The sequence below is a fragment of the Bradyrhizobium sp. 138 genome, from assembly GCF_023074075.1.
Lineage (GTDB): Bacteria > Pseudomonadota > Alphaproteobacteria > Rhizobiales > Xanthobacteraceae > Bradyrhizobium.
Map to the genome: position 1 here is coordinate 25,068 of NZ_JADPKT010000004.1, position 16,589 is coordinate 41,656.

Genomic DNA, 16,589 nt, shown 5'->3' on the forward strand with positions numbered 1-16,589 from the left:
GTAAATCGGCTCCAGAACACGAGAATTGCCGCTGCGCCACCTTGTCCACCAGTCTCCGGATGTCCGGTGGTAGTGTGCGGGAGGTTCTGCAAAACCTGAGCGGCTGAAGCGGTCACAGTAAATCCGGTATTTGCGAAGATCACCGCCCATAGCGGAGCAAGGACCATCACGACCGTGACGAAGATTAGGACGGATGGCTCTGCCGTCAAACAGCTTATTGCGTCGGACAGGGATCCTGAAACCCCTGATCCCGGGTGCGGTGCAGGAAGCTATCGAAGCCGCGATGGCGGAGGCGCTGGGCGCGGCGAGGCGCGGCTGGGCTATCGCTCCGGCTACTATACCCGCTCGCTGATCACCCGGGGTGAAGGTGCCGCAGGACCGTCAGGGGCGGTTCTCGACCGAGCTTCAACGCTATCAGCGCTCGGAGAAGGCACTGGTAGCGGCGCTGGCGTTCGGACATCAGTCTTGAATGCTCGCGGTTTTGCGACTGCACCACATTTTGCGGCTTGGACGGGGTTAACACCGAGGGCACAGTCGAGCGGCGGGAAAGAAGGCTCGGGGCGGTATCAAAGCGTGGAAATCGGCAACTACGGACGCTCTTGATCCTTGGTGCGACCTCAATCATCAAGCTTGGCAAGCGAGGCTTGAAAGTCCCGCTCTGGATTCGGATCATGCTGCAAAGACGGCCGTCAAGCTCATAGCGGTGGCGTTCGCCAATAACTTGCGCGCACCATCTGGGGCTTGCTGGTCAGAGGCGGCATCTATCATGCGCCGCCTGCAATGCTGAAAACCTAATCTTAAGAACTCTCCGGCGGAAGAAGAAAGCTGCCAAGGAGGCAAGGTGCAAATCTGGATGGACCCCGAATGACGACATTCCCGGTAGCAATCAGACCGCCTGACTCACTGCGCTTCGAGCGCGAGAAATTGATTGGGCGATTGCTTCCGCGGATATCATCGTGGCCCGCGGCCAGGCGCCGCGTTTACAGGTCGAACATATGACCGCACCGTCGTCCCTTGTTCAACCAGAGAAAGATCTTGCAGCCCGGGCCGTTCCACATATGAGTCAGAGCCCCTTTTGGATGCCGATCCGGAGTCCCAGTCCAATGCCGATCGAGACCCGTGTCAGCCACGACGGGCTCGTGTGGATCAGTGGGAACTATTACAGCATACCCGACCATACGCGGCGCATTGTCGAGGTGCAGCAATTGCCCGATGTAATCCCATTCTCGATCAAGGCGCAATCGTTGCCGTCCATCCCGTTCTGGAGAAGGCCGCCGGCGAACTCGCGTCGCGCCCGAGCATCGACAGGCGGTCAACCGGTCCAGGTCGCGACCTGGCGTATCCGAAGCCCTCGTCGATCGGGCCGGCGATCACATGCCAAGCCGGTCGCTGGGGTTTTACCAAGGTGTCGCAAACGGCTCCCCCAATCGGAAGGCCGGCCATAACCATGCACGCGCAGCCGGCAGCGACCGACAACGTCAGGAAAGGCCTAGTCGCACTCAAGATGCCACGTGCGCTCAGAATGCTGGACACCACCTGCGGCGAATTGAAAGAGGGTGAGGTCACCTGGATTGAGGCGCTCGATCACGCTTATCGAGGAGCTGACGGTGCGCGACAGTCGCCGTGTCAGCACCGCGCTGAGAATGTCTCGCCTGACCACCGTCAAAACCCTCGCTGGCTTCGACTTCGCATTCCAGCCCTCGCTCGATCGCAATCGCATTCTGGAGCTTGCCGAATTGAAATTCATCTGCTTGCGACACCGGCAAGAGCCATCTCGCGACGGCACTCGCGGTCGAGGCCGTGAAGGCGGGAAAGAGCGTCGCGTTCGCCACGCTCGCGGACATCGTCATCACCACTTTGCGCGAGCACCTGCGGTTCCTCGCCCGCGCCTCCCTGCTTGTCGTCGACGAGATCGGTTACCTCCAGGTCGTACCGGGCGGCGGCAATCTGTCTTCCAGTTGGTGAACGCCCGCTATGACAAGGGCGCGGTGATCCTCACTTCGAACCGGCCACAGCAATTGCTTGATCGACTGCTTCACCACACAATTGTTATCAAAATCGAGGGATCGAGCTATCGGCTCCGCCAGCACGCCGCTCTCGTCCCGGAAAACGTCCGCTTGCCAACCTGCCGCAGCCCAAGCGCCGCGGCCGTCCGCCTGGAAGGACCAACGACGATTCCGATAGCGGCTGATCCCCGAACCACAATCGCCGTCACCCAGGGAAATCTGGACATTCTCACGGAAAGTTCGCTGCCGTTGACAGATGTCCATGATCTCCGCCAGGTACAGCAGCCATCTGCAGTCGAATGTAAGTGATGTCGGCGAGCCAGATCCGGTTCGCTGCTGCGGCCCTAAAGTTGCGATCGATGAGGTTTGGCGCGATCGGCAGGCCATGACGGCTGTCGGCAACGCGGTGCGGCCGGGCCATGATGGCGCCGATGCCGTGCCGATGCGTTAGGCATTCGATCCGGCCACGGCTGGCGCCAAGTCCCTGTGCCCCCAGCGCGGCATGGACCCGTGGGTTGCCGTCCCCGCGCGCCGCTGTCCTGATGAACTCGAATGTCAGTCAAGAGCGCAGCATTGGTGGTCGTGCGTGCTCTGTCCGGACGCTCGCGCCAGGCGTAATAGCCGGCCCGCGAGACCTCGACCGCGGCGCACATCAGCCGCCGGGCAGGTATCGCGATGGTCCTCGATGAAGCGGAAGCTCGTGTCCGCGTTCCGGCAAAGATCGCGATCGACTTTTTAGAATGTCCCGCTCGATGGGCATCCGCTCGTTCTCCTCGGCAAACGGGCGATCTCGGGAGCCTGGTCCGCCGACATCGGCGCCGTCTGCGTGCTGTGGCGCCGCGTCGCCGATGCCGGCTCCTGCCGGAGCTTCTCAACGCAGCGCCGCAACACCGAACCGCGCAGACCGAGTTCCTTGCCAACGGTTCTGATCGATCGGCCACTCGACACAAGAAGCTTAGCCGCCTGTCGCTTGTACTCCTCGGTAAACAATCGACGTTGACGTACTTCCATTCGACGCGTCCTGGCTCTCTGAGCCTACTACAGGTGTCCACTCATTCGGAGGAGGTTCGCGTAGCTGCGCACCGTCAGCTTCTCGAAAGCTAAGCCTCCTAGGCAGAAGGTGTCGATCTGGGCCCGGCGTTAGCTGTTGGATCTGCCAAAGGAGAATCCGATGGATCCGTTCCACAATCTCGGCCAATTCGAGCCTCCGGATTTCGCCCGGACGGACTACGACGAGCTGCAACAGCTCCCAGTTGACCAAGCGGGGTTTCAGCAGCACCTAAACGAGTTGCACCTGCGCGAGCGCCCGCCCCGCAATGCAAATCGTCGCGGCGACCCTTATAATGTGTCGAACAGGGATGCGGACTGGTTGGACCACGGGGAAGGCATCTCGCGATCGACGTGGAATCCGCCCACCGAATCTGGTGGCCAGTTGCCAGCCGGCAGTTTCAGTCCGACGGACGTTTGGCACGGCCTGGATTCAGCGGTCCACTTGCCGACGCTTAGTGTCGACCAGCAGGAGTATTCGTGGGCGAACGCCGATGATGATTGGCCAACGACCTCCACTGTTCCTTGGGAGCAACATCACGGGGGATCGTTCCTCGAACCACGGCCATGGCTCGGCGATGGCAATACTTCAGAAGAAGGGCACTGGTTAGCCCCGGCAGAGGCGCAGTGGGTCCAAGCATTGAGCGACGGGCGGGTCTCCCCCGCCGCTGGCGGTCCGACGAACGTTGAAGGCCCCGTCCTCCAGCAATCGCAGCTTGATGAAATCCTGAACAGTTGGGCTGGCGAGGAGGAGCAGACAGAAGACGAGGACCGGCAAGAGGCGGTAAGACGAATCAAAGCCTGGGGAGAGGCCGGCGACGTCTATGCACGGCTGGAGCTACCATACCTGTGCCTAACGACCTTGCCCCCCGCCTTTCCGCCCGATCTCCGGACGCTCGACGTCAGCGAAAACGAGTTGATGCACCTACCCCACAACCTACCGGCCGAACTCCGGACGCTCGACGCCCGCGGCAATCGCATGACAAGCCTGCCTGAGACCTTGCCGGCGGCACTTCAGTTACTCGCCATCGGCAGCAATGAGCTAACCAGCCTGCCCGTAACACTTCCGGATGGCCTTCAGACACTCGCCGTCGCCAGCAACCGGTTGGCCAGCCTGCCTGAAACCCTGCCGGCCGAGCTCCAGCAACTCGATGTTCGCAGTAACCGGCTGACCAGCCTGCCGGAGACCCTTCCGACCGGACTTCAGTTACTTGAGGTCGGCGGCAACAGGCTGACCAGCCTGCCCGACACTCTACCGCCCGAACTCCTAGAGCTCGAAGCCGACGGCAACTGGCTGACCCGCCTGCCCGACAGCCTCCCCGCCGAGCTCCAGTTGCTCTTCGTCCGTGACAACCGACTGACTAGCCTGCCCGAGACGCTCCCGCCTGAGCTCCAGAGGTTTCATGCCGGCGGCAACAGGCTGACCAGCTTGCCCGAGACCCTCCCGGCCGAGCTTCAGGTGCTCGAGGTGCGAGACAACCGGTTAGCCAGCCTGCCGGAGACCCTGCTAACGCAGCTAGATTCTGGGTGTATGGTTTATCTGGAGGATAATCCGCTGCCCGAGCGGGTGCAGACGAATCTGGCGATGGCCCTGAATGCGCGAGGCTATACCGGCCCTCGGGTCTTCTTCTCAATGGGCCGGGAACCGGCGGTGAATCATGAGCGGCCGCTGGCGCAGGCTGTGGCCGACTGGGTCGAGGGGGAGCCGGAGGTTCTGGCCGCCTGGCAGAACTTCGCTGACGAGGCGGGTGCGCCGGAATACGCGCGCTTCCTCGACAGGCTGCGGGACACCGTAAATTCTGGCAATCCCCAGTTCCGGCAGGCCGTGATTGAGGATCTGCGGCAGGCGGCGACCAGGCCGCAATTGCGCCAGCAGTACTTTCAGCTGGCTTTCGAAGCGAGCGAGAGCTGCGAGGATCGCATCACTTTAACCTGGAACGGCATGCAGACCGCACGCTTGAACGCTGAAGTCGAGAATGGCGCCTATGACAATCGGCTTGACGATCTCGTCCAGCAGGGCCGCGTCCTGTTCCGCCTGGACGCGCTCGAGCAGATCGCAAGGGAGAAGGTCAACTCGCTCCGCTTTGTCGATGAGATCGAAGTCTATCTGGCCTATCAGGTCAAGCTGCGCGAGCGGCTTGAGTTACGGCACATCGCCCCGGACATGCGCTTCTTCGGCGTCTCCTGGGTCACTGAGTACGACCTCAGCACGGCTGAGATGCGGGTGCGCGACGAGGAGGAGACGGGGTTGGCCGACTATCTGGCAACTCGGTGGCAACCCTGGGAGACGGTGCTGAGCCGGATCGCACCCGAACGCCATGCACAGATGCAGCATCGGCTCCTCGAGGCGATGGGGGAGGAGTTCGACAGCCGACTCCAGCAACGGCTCGCCGGTCATGAGCTAATCGGGAACAGCGATGCCGAGCGGCAGTTCGGAGCGCAGATCCGCGATGAGATCGTCCGCGAGATCAAGGGCGCGCTGACGCGTCAGGTGCTCGCGGACCATGAGCTTGAGCTGTGAAGCGGCCACCGCGTTGCAAGGAGCTGTCAATCCTGTTTTCACTCAGCCGTCGGCGCGTCATGGTCGGCTTCAGACGCCAGCGCGGAGGGACCATCTGTGAAAATGTAGTGCTCGGCCGGCAGGATCTAACCGCACGGCGGCGCTCGATCTTTTTCGAACGATTGCCACGGCGGGCGCGCCCGGCAGCGGCGCAGGTGCTTCATCACCTCTCGCAACATCGACCGACTGCCGCCATTGTTTACGTAATCTGCCGCCAGGCAATCAGGCTATTCCATCCGGGGTGAGACGAGGACTGGTCGACTGGCTCATCGCATAGGCGTTCGGAATTTCCTTTGTACCTCCTGACGAGCCCAGCGGGTGCCGAGCCGCTCGGGGCCATAACGATGCGGCAAATCCCTGCATCACATCTGGTATCGGTCATGGCGTATGCAGGAAAACCCCAATCAGCCGATCAATTTGGAGTTCACGCTGAGTGCTATGCCGGGTAAAGCGTGCGTGAGACTTCCTGCCCGGAGCAAGCCAGGAGACGAACACAGGGATCTTACGAGCGGGTTTCGACACCCCTTTTCCAAGCACCACGCTTGCCGCACGCAACGGGGCTAGCGCAAGAGAGGCGCGTCGCAAAATCAAACTGTATCACATTTCTCTTATGCCCCAGCAGTTCCCTGCCGCACTTAGCACCCACGGGGGGTTCCCAAAAAGGACCTGCTCACCTAGTTGGTAATCGAGACAACAGAGCCAGTACGTCCGATACTATTAGCTATGCGTCATTTCTGTAGGGCGGCACGCCAGCGCAGCGGGCGGGTGCTTGCATTGCGCGATATCGTGCACCGATCGTTGCGGACAACGTGATTTGGTCCGCGCAATCGGAATACGCTGCGCTGTCGCCATTGCTTGTATTGCCGTTGTGGCTCACCAAGCGTCCCACGTTGTCGAGTTAACGCATTTAGTCTTGAGCGCATATAAATCGCAGGTCCAGGCAGACGTTGGCGAGCACTCAATGCGAGGCGCTTTCGCATCGACACGCAAGACCGATCCGCTGCATTGATCTTCCGAGCTGTTTTGCTTCAACGCGTCGCGCAAAGCTCCTGGTCAGGAGTCCGGCCGATCGCGCACTCAATGCGTTCGCGCATAGCTGGATCGATGTCTTTGGCGCCGAGCAACTTTGGCGCCGGCGGCTCTTGCATTTGAAGAGCTGGTCTATCCCAGCTAGCGCAACTGCAGAGCCCTAGAGTAGCGAAGAGAGCCGAGCACGAAAGCAAACAGAATGAACCCAAGCGCCACCGCACTGCCTTACGAGGTGAATTCATGCGGTCCTTCTTGGATTGACTGCTGCGCCTGTGAATCGGCGGCAAGGAACGTGTTGCTGAGTTCCTCGGACGGCGCGTCGTCGTCCTTTGCAGCTGCGAGTGTAATGGATCCAACAGGCTGGATTGTGAAGTCCGAGGCAAGGTCCTGATAGGATAGAACAGCAAGATCGATCCCATTACGGGTGAGAAAGCCGCGGACAAAGCGTCGTATATCCATCGAAGCAAGGATAACGGGCCGGATCTGCCCCCGCACTACGTTCGAATGGATCTGACGCATTTTTGAGAGCAGCGCCTCGCTTTGCCCGTCGCTCAAAACCAGGTAGGGTCCTTTGGCAGTCTCTCGAACCGCGCTGCGCACGATATCCTCGGTTTGACGTTCGATGATAAAGACCGGAACGACGCGGTGTGTGTTGGCATACCGGTGGCAGATTTGCCGTCTCAGACCGGAGCGAACATGTTCCGTGAGCAAGACGACGTTTTGTTCACGTCCGCTCCATTCGGCCAATGCTTCCAAGACCAGCCGTGTGTTCCGGATCGGAATACCCTCCTCCAGGAGGCGCCGCAAGACGTCGGCTACTTTAGGGATCGGCGTCGTACGCAACACCTCCTTGACCAGATCGGAATATTCCGTCTCCATGCGAGCCAGCAACTGGCGCGTCTCCTGGATACCCACCAAGCACTGTGCATAGCGGGTCAACGCCGAATGGACGCGCAAGGCCAGGATTTCAATGGGACGGTGGTGCCCGATGCCGGCTGCTTTGAGAGCCGGTGCATTGCTCTGTTCAATCCAGATTTGATCCGTCTCCCGGTCATGCCGAAACGGGATGCCACTCAATTCAATGTTGGCCGGATCGTCGTGGAGTGCGAGCTGCGTTGGATCAATTAACTCCTGCTCGACGGGCACGCCCTCGACATCCACCCTGTACTCCAAGTCTGGCAAGCGCTCGTCGACCTCGATGGGGATGCGCGGAATTGTGATGCCGAGATCAGACGAGATCAGTCCCGAAACGCGTGCAATGTGCTGTTGCAATTCTTCTTTGTCGATCGCCCGTGTCAGACTTGACGCAAGGAACAATGCGATGGGAAGCGCCTCCGCAGGCACGATATCCTTGTTAGACTGTGTGGGAGCCGGGCGAGAGATATCAGCGCTTTTCTTGCCGCTTTGGGTCGCACCGTCGGCAAAGCTCGCTGCCGCAAAGACTGCAGCCAAGACGAGAAAGACAGGGAGTGGAAAACCCGGAATAGCCCCCATTACAACCAGGACGCCGGCAGACAGCCGCAATGCGTGCGAGTTTGCTGTGAGCTGGTTAACGATGTCGGTCCCAAGATTGAGCCTTACAACCCCATTTACTCGAGTGATGATTGTCGCAGCTGTAATCGAGAGCAGCAGCGAGGGAATTTGTGAGATTAACGCATCACCTATGGTCAGCAGGGTATATTGATGCAGCGCCGCCTGGAAAGACATTCCCTTGGAGAGCAGGCCGATGGTGATCCCGCCCAGCATGTTGACGCAGATAACCACCAATCCTGCGATGGCGTCGCCCTTCACGAATTTCATGGCGCCATCCATAGCCCCGTAAAGCTGACTTTCTTTCTCCAATGTAGCGCGCCGGCTGCGGGCTTCATTCTGATCGATATGGCCATTGCGCAATTCCGCATCGATTCCCATCTGCTTGCCTGGCAGAGCATCGAGCGTGAACCGCGCCGCCACCTCGGCCACGCGTTCAGCCCCCTTGGCCACGACGATGAACTGCACCATGGTCACGACTAAAAATATGACAATGCCGACGACGATATTTCCCGATATGACGAAATCACCGAAGGTGCGAATGATGCTGCCCGCATCCCCCTCAGCCAAGATCAGCCGCGTCGTTGAGACGGTGAGCGCCAGACGGAATACCGTGGAAATCAGAATGACGCTCGGCAAGGACGAGAAATCAAGTGGAGTGCTAATATAGAGAGCGACCATCAGCAGCAATATGGCCAAGCCCAGATTGAAGCCGACGAGCGTATCAATCGCCACTATAGGGATCGGCATGATCATCATGCCGACCGTCAGAAGCAGCATCAACGCGACCATCAAATCGGAGCTGGCCGACGCGCGCGCAATGATCTTACGCAGGACGCTGGTCATGGGGACTTTCCGATCGTTGATTGATCAGGCCAGTGCTCTCACGCAACGAGACATAGCGTTGGAAAGCGGCGAGCGCCTCGTCTATGAGGCCGGCCCGCCGCAGGGCGTGGCTACGCAACAGCATCAAAGAGATACGCGCCGAGGGTTCGTCATCAAGTGCGTTTAGTCTATCTAGGACCTGCAACGCCTCACCTCCGAGGCCTTCCAAGATGAGGGCATAGGCGAGAATCCGTAATAGATCGACATCTCGCGAGTCGTTGCCGACGATGAGTCGCAAGAGAGCCACGCATTCTGCGCTCTGCCCACATGCAAGATGAAGATAGGAAAGTGTACAGAGCAAATCGCGCTCCTGCCCGGAACTCAGTGAGACGTTATCGGATTCGGAAACGCTGGTCGTCCGTTGCGCTCCATCGGAGTTGAACATTGTTAGGCTTCGATCAAGCTATTCCGATTCTGGCGGAGCAGCGCTAGCCAGTGCAGCCCCTGCCGGAGGACGACGATACCGTCCCCCGCCATCGAATCCGCAGGCGCGGCCGCCAGTTTATGGACGAGACGTTCCAGAACAATGCTATACCGCTCTGCCCGCAGCATGTCCGGATGACGTAGGCTTGGAGTGACGAAGGAGAGTAGATCGTGCGCGATATCGCGCCCGTAGAGCGATCCCACCCCAGCGGGCTGCTCGATCTCACAAATGCGAGTGCGCATCTCGTTGAGACTGACACGCCAGACTGCATCAATATCTTTGGCCTCCGATGCGGCTTCGATCGCTACATCCAGCGACATATAAGGCGTGTTCAGCTCGTCCCAGATCGACGCACGCTCCTTCTCGCCATTTGCACGAGCACCGTCCGCCTCACCTTTATTGGGTCGGATGGTCGGCCCTATCACTGGTTCATGATGGTCCTCGCTGAGTCTCTGCGAAGCAGCGCCAGGCCCGACATCGTAGCGGGAAACCTTTGACATGACGATCTCCTTATCCTTCCTTCGGGCCAGGAAAGCCTAATACGGAACGGCAACAACGCGGCCGTTGCGGCTTAGCAGCACACGCCCATCCTCGATTCGAGTGACCGCCCATCCCTCGGCCAAGAGAGCGCCGACGAAATACTTCTGCCCACCGACAAGCAGATAGGGCTGGGATCCGCGCGAAACAGCTTCGATCGCGATTAAGGATGGCTGCTTTTCCTCCTTGACGATCACTCCGTTCACCAGTGTGACCGCACCGTATGTACGACCATCGAACCATTGCTGGAGCTCCTGCCATTTCGCAACGGTTGCAGGCGTGACTTTTCCCTCAGCGCTAACAAAACCCGGCCCCGAACCAACCCTGATATCGAGCAGGCCCGCCTTATCAATTTCCTGTTTCAGCACTTCGGCTGCAGCCTGAGCTCCCCGATCGTCAGGCCGGTTCGTGCCCAGCTTGGGTGCAAGCTCTGCGGCAGCCGGCGCAATGCCGGTCGGTGCACTTCCGGTGGCTTTGAAGAAAATGGTTGAGAGACTGCCTACACCAAGAAAGCTGAGGAGCACGAGGGCGAGAGCTGAGATCCAAACGCGCGAGAGGCTGATCGACCGAGCCTCAACTGCATTCTGCATCGACCAGCGAATAGACATGGCGCCCGCACTAATGACGGCGGGAAGAAAAAGAACAACACGTTCACCTGCGGCAATATCCCCTTCGCCCTCTGGGGTGCTTACGGCTGCAAGAGCCTCAAGCTCGATTGAATTGCCAACGAGGGTGATACGTAGGTGATGCGGCTCAAGCCCTTGTTCGACGAAAACCATATCCGCGTCGAGGCCGCTACCGATAAGGCTCGTTCCGGCAGCCGCCTTCCCGCTTAGCCCGAGATAAGGTCCCGACAGTACCTCGAAATGTAAGGAGGCGGCCTCATTCACGGACAATTCTCCGAACCATGACGAGCACGGCAGGGCGATTGGTCGCACGACTCATTCCTAGGCCGCACCACTCACATCACCCCGATGTGACGGGAAAGGCGGAGCGACGATTCGCCCCGCCTTTGACCGTTATCCGTTGACGCGCTCGCTGGCCGCCTTCCTCTCACTCGAGAGCTCGGTCGTCAGTGCACGCAACCGTATGTCCTGCACCATGGCCTGCTTGTTAACCGCCTTCAATTCGTCGATCAGTTTCTCGAAAGTACCCGTCCCACCAACGTCATCGGTCGCCGAGCTACCGACGCCGGGACTCGCGGACTTGCTATCAGTCTTGTTATCAGTCTTGTTATTTGCCTTGCTATCATGGGTGTCGTGGGCACCACCAGTAGAAGTGCTAGTAGAACTTGTTTTGGTCATATCGCTTCACCTTCCGTTTTTTTGCCGCCATCAATGGCAACACTCCACTGACGTCGAAGAACCGGCGTCAGGTATCCTCTTCTGTTTCAGCTATAGCTTCGCGAAGATTTGACATGTTTCGCTCCATCGCTTGCATCGCGACGTTGGCAAGAACCGAACCGAAAGCCGATTCGAACTTCTGACGATCAGTTACCGACTGCGAGCTGCCACTGTCAGAATTGGTATGGATCACGCCTTCGATTGCCCCGGCCATCTGGTGCCTCTCACTTCAGTTCCGCCAAAACGGTGGTATCACCACCGAGCGATTCACATTGCTTACGCTACCGGGACTAGCTGTCGAGAAGCTGACGAGAATGAGAACAACCTCACTATCGTCAACGTCAACCCAGCTGAGAGCGCGGATTCGCAGGTACATGCCGCGACTGCCACCGCGCGAATTTCTCGGCCCCACTTTCAATCTCTACATTATGACGACGAGCGCCAGATCGCGGCGCCTGCCCAACGCACCTCATCACATTGGTCGATCAGCAATGGTGTGATGGCAAGTCAGAGGCAAAACCGCGCGCAGTTGGAAATGCTGCCGCGGGAATCGGTGGTGATGTTGTTTCGTGGCTCCACAGCGATCGTCACTCGGGACTGACGACCGCAGGCACCTGCTTTGCGAAAGCGTCAGAGCAGCTTCGTGCCTGCGCAGAGTTTCACGAGCACGATGACGCCTCTCCGGGATGTTAAGACGACCGACTTTGGCCCGTCCTGCTCCGTCTAAAAGTCGTCAGCTTCTCGAAAGCTCGCCCCCTTAACATGAAAGCTCGATCTTACGACGCCGACGCCAAGTATTTACCGCAATGGAATGGAATGAACCTAATGCAGCTCAACAGCGTTTCGCTGCCCGCCAGTGCAGATCCAGCTCAGTTCGGGCTTGTTCCGGGGGCTTCGTCGGCCTTGGGATCATCCGCGCAGACCCCCGGCCAGATTCGGCAAGGCGAACCTTCGATGTTCGAGGCAATGGTGTCCCTCTGCTCGCGGGAAGAGAAATCCGACGTTCCCTCCACGCCGCCGGATCTGCTGCAATCAGAGCTACAGATCCCGCAGGATCCGCTGGACCAGTTGTCAGCGCACGCGAAGGCGGCGATCGAGGCGGTGATGAAGGATCCGTTTCTTTCTTCCTCGGTCGATTCTTCCCCGGTCGATTCCTCCTCGGTCGATTCCTCGTCGGTCGACTCCCCTAGTGCAGACGCATCGGCGACAGCTGCTCCATCCCCTGACGTTCCGAGCACTCCGGTGCCAAGCTCTAGGATCACGTGGGACGGCGGCACGCTGACCAATGCCGAGTTGCAGATCGTGGCAGTGTTGAACCGGCACAAGGACCAATGCCCACTCAGCTGGGACTCGCTGGCAGCCAAGGCCAGCGATCCCTCGACGCCCCCGGATCTGAAGGAGGCGATCGACGGACTGCGACGCGATCCAGAGCTCTTCTATGCGATTGGCTCCCAGGGGGACGGCCGCTGCGGCGGCAAGATCAAGGCCAAGGATCTGTCAGAGTTTTCCGCCAGCCATTCGCAGGTTGCTACATTCCAGGAGCAGCAAGCGCATAGCTACGAGCAGAACTATATTCCATCCGACGGCACCTCGAATGGACAAGCGTCGGTCATGACCTTGAATGATGCATTGCGCGAGTTTTACAAGTATTCTGACTACCTGCCCAAGAGTTTGAGCCTTGACGATTTCAAGCGGATCGTCGACGGCAACGCCGACATCGGTAAGTGTCCGCCTCAGCTGATCGCGGCGGCTCAACACTTCCTCGATCACCCGGACGCCTGGAAGCAGTTGTGCGGTGGTGCGACTGATAAAATCCACAAGGAAGACTTCTTGCAAGTCGCCTCGTCGTCGATGAATTCCACGCAAAGCGAGCTGAACACGCTCGACACGATCAACAAGAATCAGAATGCCTTCTTCGGGGACGGCGACATGACACGACACAAGTTGGCGAGTATGGTGGATGACAAGACTCTCGACCCGAAGATACGAGAAGCGGCATCGCAACTGCTCTCGGACCCGCTCTTGTTCCGTTTGCTAAACAATTCGATTACGGGCTACAAAACCCATCAGGAGTTCTTCGACTTAGGCGGCGGGCATACGGTCGACTCTGGTAATATCAGCAAAAACGACTTCAGGCACTTCTATAGCAACATGTCACCTGCGAACCATACCGTTCAGCAGATCAAGACCCATGTCCCCAAGACCGCCGCTGAACAAAATGCAGTCACAGATATGGTGATGGGGGTATCCGACCAACCCGATGTCGCGTCTCCGAAGAAGAATGGCGGGGTCCTCATGCATGCGGTCGATGACGTAGCCAAGGTTGGCTCGAAGGTGCTCGACTGGGAGGCCACGGCAGTAGGCCTGCTCGGCGTCATTCCGGGACTGGGCGAGTTGGCCGATGGCGTATCGATGGTGCTCGAGCTCGAGTCGCAAGCATTGAGCCTTCTGCATACGGGCATTAGCGGGGGTGATATGAAACAGGCCCTGAAAGAGGCTGGCCTTAATCTTGCGGGGCAGGCCATTAGCTTTGTCGCTGGGCCCGAGGTCAAATTCGCGCTGCGCGAGGGCCTCGCAAAGGAGATGCTCGAACAGACCGTGCAGTTCGGCCTCGATACGGCGATCTCGAAAGTGCAGTCCTATGCCGAGGACCATTTGGACGACCTGAAGGCACGCCTTACCGAGCCCATGCAAGCCGCAGGCGTTCCGAGTTAGGTCGCAACGCCGGCGTCGTCTCAGAAGGTGGCCTGAAAGGCCAGTTGCGGGTAAGGTGCGGACTCGTATCTACCTTTTCATTGACGGGTGCAACTTCTGCGCCGCTCGACAGTACGGCCTCGAGAAACTCGGTATGTGCCACGTCATCAGAAAGCCGCCGCTCGGCAAGCGGCGGCGGAAGAACGCGCGCTGCACTCGAGGCGCACCCCAAGCACCTGGCGCCACTCTTCTGAGAGCCGGCTCCGCAAATTTTGAACAGGTCGATAACTGGAGTTTCTGCCTGAAAGCGGCGATGATGGCCGCGAACAGGAGAGACCAAGAACAGACGAACCGCGCAGAACCACAGCCCGGCTTTCAAGGCGAAGGTGGCGCTTGCCGCCGTCAACCGATCGGACGACAGGCCAATTGGCCGAGCACTTCGACGTCCACCCCATCCGGTGACGGCCTGGAAAGCTCAGCTTGAGGCCTGGGCTTCTGACGTGTTCGGCGCGGGGAGCTCGGCGACGGTTGCGCCCGCGGTCGATGTGAAGTCACTAAATGCCAAGAGCGGGGAGTTGACGCTGGAGAATGATTCCTAAGAAACGGGAGCACCGACTTGCGGCTCCAAGGGTTGGAGAACAAAGGCCAATGCCTTGGCACGCCCATGCGAATTGTTGACCACTCGCGTTGGGTAACGCGTCTCGTAGGACGAGGCCCTTGGATCGACATAGTCCGTCCGTATCGCAAAGCGTTGTAGAACAGAACTGCGATCTTGCGGGCCGTGGCGGTCACTGCCCTGGCCTTGCCGATGCGCGATGAAAGTCGCCTGTAAAAGCTGCCGAGCGCGGTGTCTGTACGGCCCACGGTCACGGCAGCAAGGCGCAGAAGTGCCGCCGCCCTACCGCCGGATCCGCGGGTTCGGACGAGAGCATTCTGCCGCCGGAGACCTTGTTGTTCGGCGCCAGTCCCAGCCAAGAGGTACAATGCTTTGCACTTCGCCACGAGGAGAGGTCGTCGCCCCATTCAGCGATCAGCTTCAGCGAGAGGTAAGGACCGAGGCCGTCGAGCGTGGTGATGTCCTTTCCGACCAACGGAACAGCGCCACGCGGACGTTCGTAAGCTAGAGCGTTCGCCTGATCGGTTCGATTCCGACGCGCCTTCAACACGGCTTCGATCCGGGGCGTCGCAGACAGATGCTTTCTCGTGGTAGGCGTCCTAAAGCGCAAGTGCCTGCTCGAGCGCAAACAGACGCTCGGCGCGATAGCCTCCGGTGAGCGCCTTCACGATCGTCTCCGCACTAGCGTGGCAACTGTAATGGCGCAAGCACGCCAGCGCCTCAGGATCGCGCTCGCCGGCAAGGATCGCGCGGATCAGGCGCAGCCGGTGGCGCCGGTGATGTCGGCGAGACCTGGTGGAGTTGAAGATTTAACTCCGTCAAGGCCTTGTGCATATGCTTGATGTGGGAGGCCGCGTACCCAATCAGACGCTCGCGCTGGCGCACGTAGGATCGCAGCTCCGCAATCTGTCCTTTGGGCCGAAAGCTGGCTCGCGACAGCCCAAACGAATGGAGCCGCTGCAGCCACTGCGCATCGGCGATATCGGGCTGCCTCGAGCATCGGCACCACTTCTGACTCAAAACACATCGGCCAACCGGTCCGGCCGGCGACGGCCGCGCCCACCCTTCTTCTGCGATGGTAGGCGGGGTTGTTCTCGGTCCGATATGCGGTTGACGGACTAAACGACGCCTTGGCGGCGGTCACTGGCGGGCTGACGGTACTTCGTGTAGAGCCTTCTGTCGTTGCTGCCCGTGATGCAAGAAGTTTCTGACCCGTTCGGCGTGTGGACGATGCGGTCTTCTGTCAGGCCTTCCTTTACGGCGTCCTCAGAAGCCGCTGGCCGGTATGGTGATCCGCGGATCAAGTCCAATTCTCATCTCCGAGCACCTCGGCTCTTCGGCTCTAACTGGTTTTCCTGATCCAGATCGGTTCGATCGTTCCGCCCATTAGGGTCGTCGCCTGCTCGCACCCTTCACCAACATCAGGCTCTTTCGTGCCGCATTCGTCATGATGCCGTCACTGCCTGCGCTGGGTTCCGGATAATCCACCTTCCGATTGGCCATGGCCCAAATCGTCCGAGCCATCTTGGTCGCGAAGGCGATCGCCACGAGCATGCGCGGCTTCCGCGAGAGTGCTTCGGCGAGCACAAGAGCTGCGTTGTACGCATACGACGAAGACCGCCTGATTGTCGCATGCGCGCGGGCGCGCCGGGCTCTATGATGGCGTTGCGTGAAGGTCAGGCAGCCTGCTGATCGGCGGGCTTGTCGGCTTGGCGCAGGAGCTTCCATTCCCAGGGCAGCAGTTCGTGCAGGCGCGACGCGGGAAGATTGGCGATACGGGCGAGGACGTCGGCGAGCCAGGCCTTGGGATCGACGTCGTGTAAGCATCCGGTGAGGACCGCGCAGCGGTCACTCAGGCAGCCTGATTGGCTTGCTTGTTCCGGTCGCGCCAATTCCAGGGCAAGAGTTCGTCGAGCCG

Annotated in this window: 12 protein-coding genes and 5 pseudogenes; 6 read left to right on the top strand and 11 right to left on the bottom strand. The window is 59.6% G+C overall.

Features of this window, described 5'->3' with window-relative positions; genetic code table 11:
- Positions 1 to 165 precede the first annotated feature (165 nt).
- The 3 pseudogenes from IVA79_RS04265 to IVA79_RS04275 form a co-directional block, all read left to right on the top strand.
- Positions 166 to 451: pseudogene (locus tag IVA79_RS04265) on the top strand (transposase); the annotation flags it as partial.
- 47 nt (positions 452 to 498) lie between these two features.
- Positions 499 to 626, top strand: a pseudogene (locus IVA79_RS04270) (transposase); the annotation flags it as partial.
- An 821-nt stretch (positions 627 to 1,447) separates the two neighbouring features.
- Positions 1,448 to 2,191 (top strand): annotated as a pseudogene (locus IVA79_RS04275) (ATP-binding protein).
- Between the two features lie 550 nt (positions 2,192 to 2,741).
- Here the strand turns inward: IVA79_RS04275 and IVA79_RS04280 are convergent.
- Positions 2,742 to 3,017 carry a transposase gene (locus tag IVA79_RS04280; RefSeq protein WP_247494258.1) on the bottom strand — a complete coding sequence of 92 codons (276 nt, stop codon included), beginning with the start codon at positions 3,015 to 3,017 and terminating at the stop codon, positions 2,742 to 2,744.
- A 160-nt stretch (positions 3,018 to 3,177) separates the two neighbouring features.
- Here IVA79_RS04280 and IVA79_RS04285 point away from each other — a divergent pair, with 160 nt between their 5' ends.
- Complete coding sequence (locus tag IVA79_RS04285) at positions 3,178 to 5,574, top strand: NEL-type E3 ubiquitin ligase domain-containing protein (RefSeq protein WP_247550625.1); 2,397 nt, start codon at positions 3,178 to 3,180, stop codon at positions 5,572 to 5,574.
- 1,293 nt (positions 5,575 to 6,867) lie between these two features.
- On the opposite strand, the gene sctV is transcribed toward IVA79_RS04285, so the two are convergent.
- The 6 genes from sctV to IVA79_RS04315 all read right to left on the bottom strand — a co-directional run bounded on the left by sctV (position 6,868) and on the right by IVA79_RS04315 (position 11,575).
- Positions 6,868 to 9,018 (bottom strand): type III secretion system export apparatus subunit SctV, encoded by a 2,151-nt coding sequence (sctV, locus tag IVA79_RS04290; RefSeq protein ID WP_247550627.1) that lies wholly within the window; start codon positions 9,016 to 9,018, stop codon positions 6,868 to 6,870.
- On the bottom strand, positions 8,999 to 9,442 hold the full coding sequence (locus tag IVA79_RS04295; RefSeq protein ID WP_247550629.1) for a histidine kinase: 444 nt from the start codon (positions 9,440 to 9,442) through the stop codon (positions 8,999 to 9,001). Before IVA79_RS04295 ends, sctV begins: the two co-directional genes overlap by 20 nt.
- Positions 9,443 to 9,444: 2 nt before the next feature.
- Positions 9,445 to 9,981: a hypothetical protein gene (locus IVA79_RS04300; protein WP_247550631.1), complete on the bottom strand. Its 537-nt coding sequence runs from the start codon at positions 9,979 to 9,981 to the stop codon at positions 9,445 to 9,447.
- A 36-nt stretch (positions 9,982 to 10,017) separates the two neighbouring features.
- Entirely contained in the window at positions 10,018 to 10,908 is an 891-nt protein-coding gene (locus tag IVA79_RS04305; protein WP_247550633.1) for an FHA domain-containing protein, read from the bottom strand.
- Positions 10,909 to 11,037: 129 nt separating this feature from the next.
- A complete protein-coding gene (locus IVA79_RS04310; protein WP_247550634.1) occupies positions 11,038 to 11,322 on the bottom strand; it encodes a hypothetical protein in 285 nt (94 codons plus the stop codon).
- Positions 11,323 to 11,389: 67 nt separating this feature from the next.
- Positions 11,390 to 11,575, bottom strand: coding sequence for a hypothetical protein (locus tag IVA79_RS04315; protein ID WP_247550636.1), 186 nt, complete (start codon positions 11,573 to 11,575; stop codon positions 11,390 to 11,392).
- A 611-nt stretch (positions 11,576 to 12,186) separates the two neighbouring features.
- On the opposite strand from IVA79_RS04315, the gene IVA79_RS04320 reads away from it, so the two are divergent.
- The gene (locus IVA79_RS04320) at positions 12,187 to 14,076 is read left to right on the top strand and encodes an HrpF/NolX family T3SS translocon protein (RefSeq protein WP_247550638.1); all 1,890 of its coding nucleotides are present in this window, start codon (positions 12,187 to 12,189) and stop codon (positions 14,074 to 14,076) included.
- Positions 14,077 to 14,441: 365 nt separating this feature from the next.
- A pseudogene (locus tag IVA79_RS04325) lies at positions 14,442 to 14,648 on the top strand (IS3 family transposase); the annotation flags it as partial.
- Between the two features lie 273 nt (positions 14,649 to 14,921).
- Here the strand turns inward: IVA79_RS04325 and IVA79_RS04330 are convergent.
- From IVA79_RS04330 to IVA79_RS04345, 4 genes and pseudogenes are all read right to left on the bottom strand, one after another.
- Positions 14,922 to 15,221, bottom strand: a complete 300-nt coding sequence (locus IVA79_RS04330; protein WP_247550639.1) for an IS110 family transposase — start codon at positions 15,219 to 15,221, stop codon at positions 14,922 to 14,924.
- 435 nt (positions 15,222 to 15,656) lie between these two features.
- Positions 15,657 to 15,903, bottom strand: a pseudogene (locus IVA79_RS04335) (hypothetical protein); the annotation flags it as partial.
- 154 nt (positions 15,904 to 16,057) lie between these two features.
- Complete coding sequence (locus IVA79_RS04340; RefSeq protein WP_247550641.1) at positions 16,058 to 16,225, bottom strand: hypothetical protein; 168 nt, start codon at positions 16,223 to 16,225, stop codon at positions 16,058 to 16,060.
- 122 nt (positions 16,226 to 16,347) lie between these two features.
- Positions 16,348 to 16,589 (bottom strand): transposase domain-containing protein (locus tag IVA79_RS04345; RefSeq protein ID WP_247550643.1); only part of this gene is annotated, 242 nt, incomplete at its 5' end.

Excerpts from the sequence above, each read along its gene's own strand:
- IVA79_RS04285 (WP_247550625.1), top strand. The coding sequence starts at position 3,178 with ATGGATCCGTTCCACAATCTCGGCCAATTCGAGCCTCCGGATTTCGCC.
- IVA79_RS04320 (WP_247550638.1), top strand. The coding sequence starts at position 12,187 with ATGCAGCTCAACAGCGTTTCGCTGCCCGCCAGTGCAGATCCAGCTCAG.
- IVA79_RS04295 (WP_247550629.1), bottom strand. The coding sequence starts at position 9,442 with ATGTTCAACTCCGATGGAGCGCAACGGACGACCAGCGTTTCCGAATCC.
- IVA79_RS04340 (WP_247550641.1), bottom strand. The coding sequence starts at position 16,225 with ATGCTCGTGGCGATCGCCTTCGCGACCAAGATGGCTCGGACGATTTGG.
- IVA79_RS04300 (WP_247550631.1), bottom strand. The coding sequence starts at position 9,981 with ATGTCAAAGGTTTCCCGCTACGATGTCGGGCCTGGCGCTGCTTCGCAG.
- IVA79_RS04310 (WP_247550634.1), bottom strand. The coding sequence starts at position 11,322 with ATGACCAAAACAAGTTCTACTAGCACTTCTACTGGTGGTGCCCACGAC.
- sctV (WP_247550627.1), bottom strand. The coding sequence starts at position 9,018 with ATGACCAGCGTCCTGCGTAAGATCATTGCGCGCGCGTCGGCCAGCTCC.
- IVA79_RS04315 (WP_247550636.1), bottom strand. The coding sequence starts at position 11,575 with ATGGCCGGGGCAATCGAAGGCGTGATCCATACCAATTCTGACAGTGGC.
- IVA79_RS04280 (WP_247494258.1), bottom strand. The coding sequence starts at position 3,017 with ATGGAAGTACGTCAACGTCGATTGTTTACCGAGGAGTACAAGCGACAG.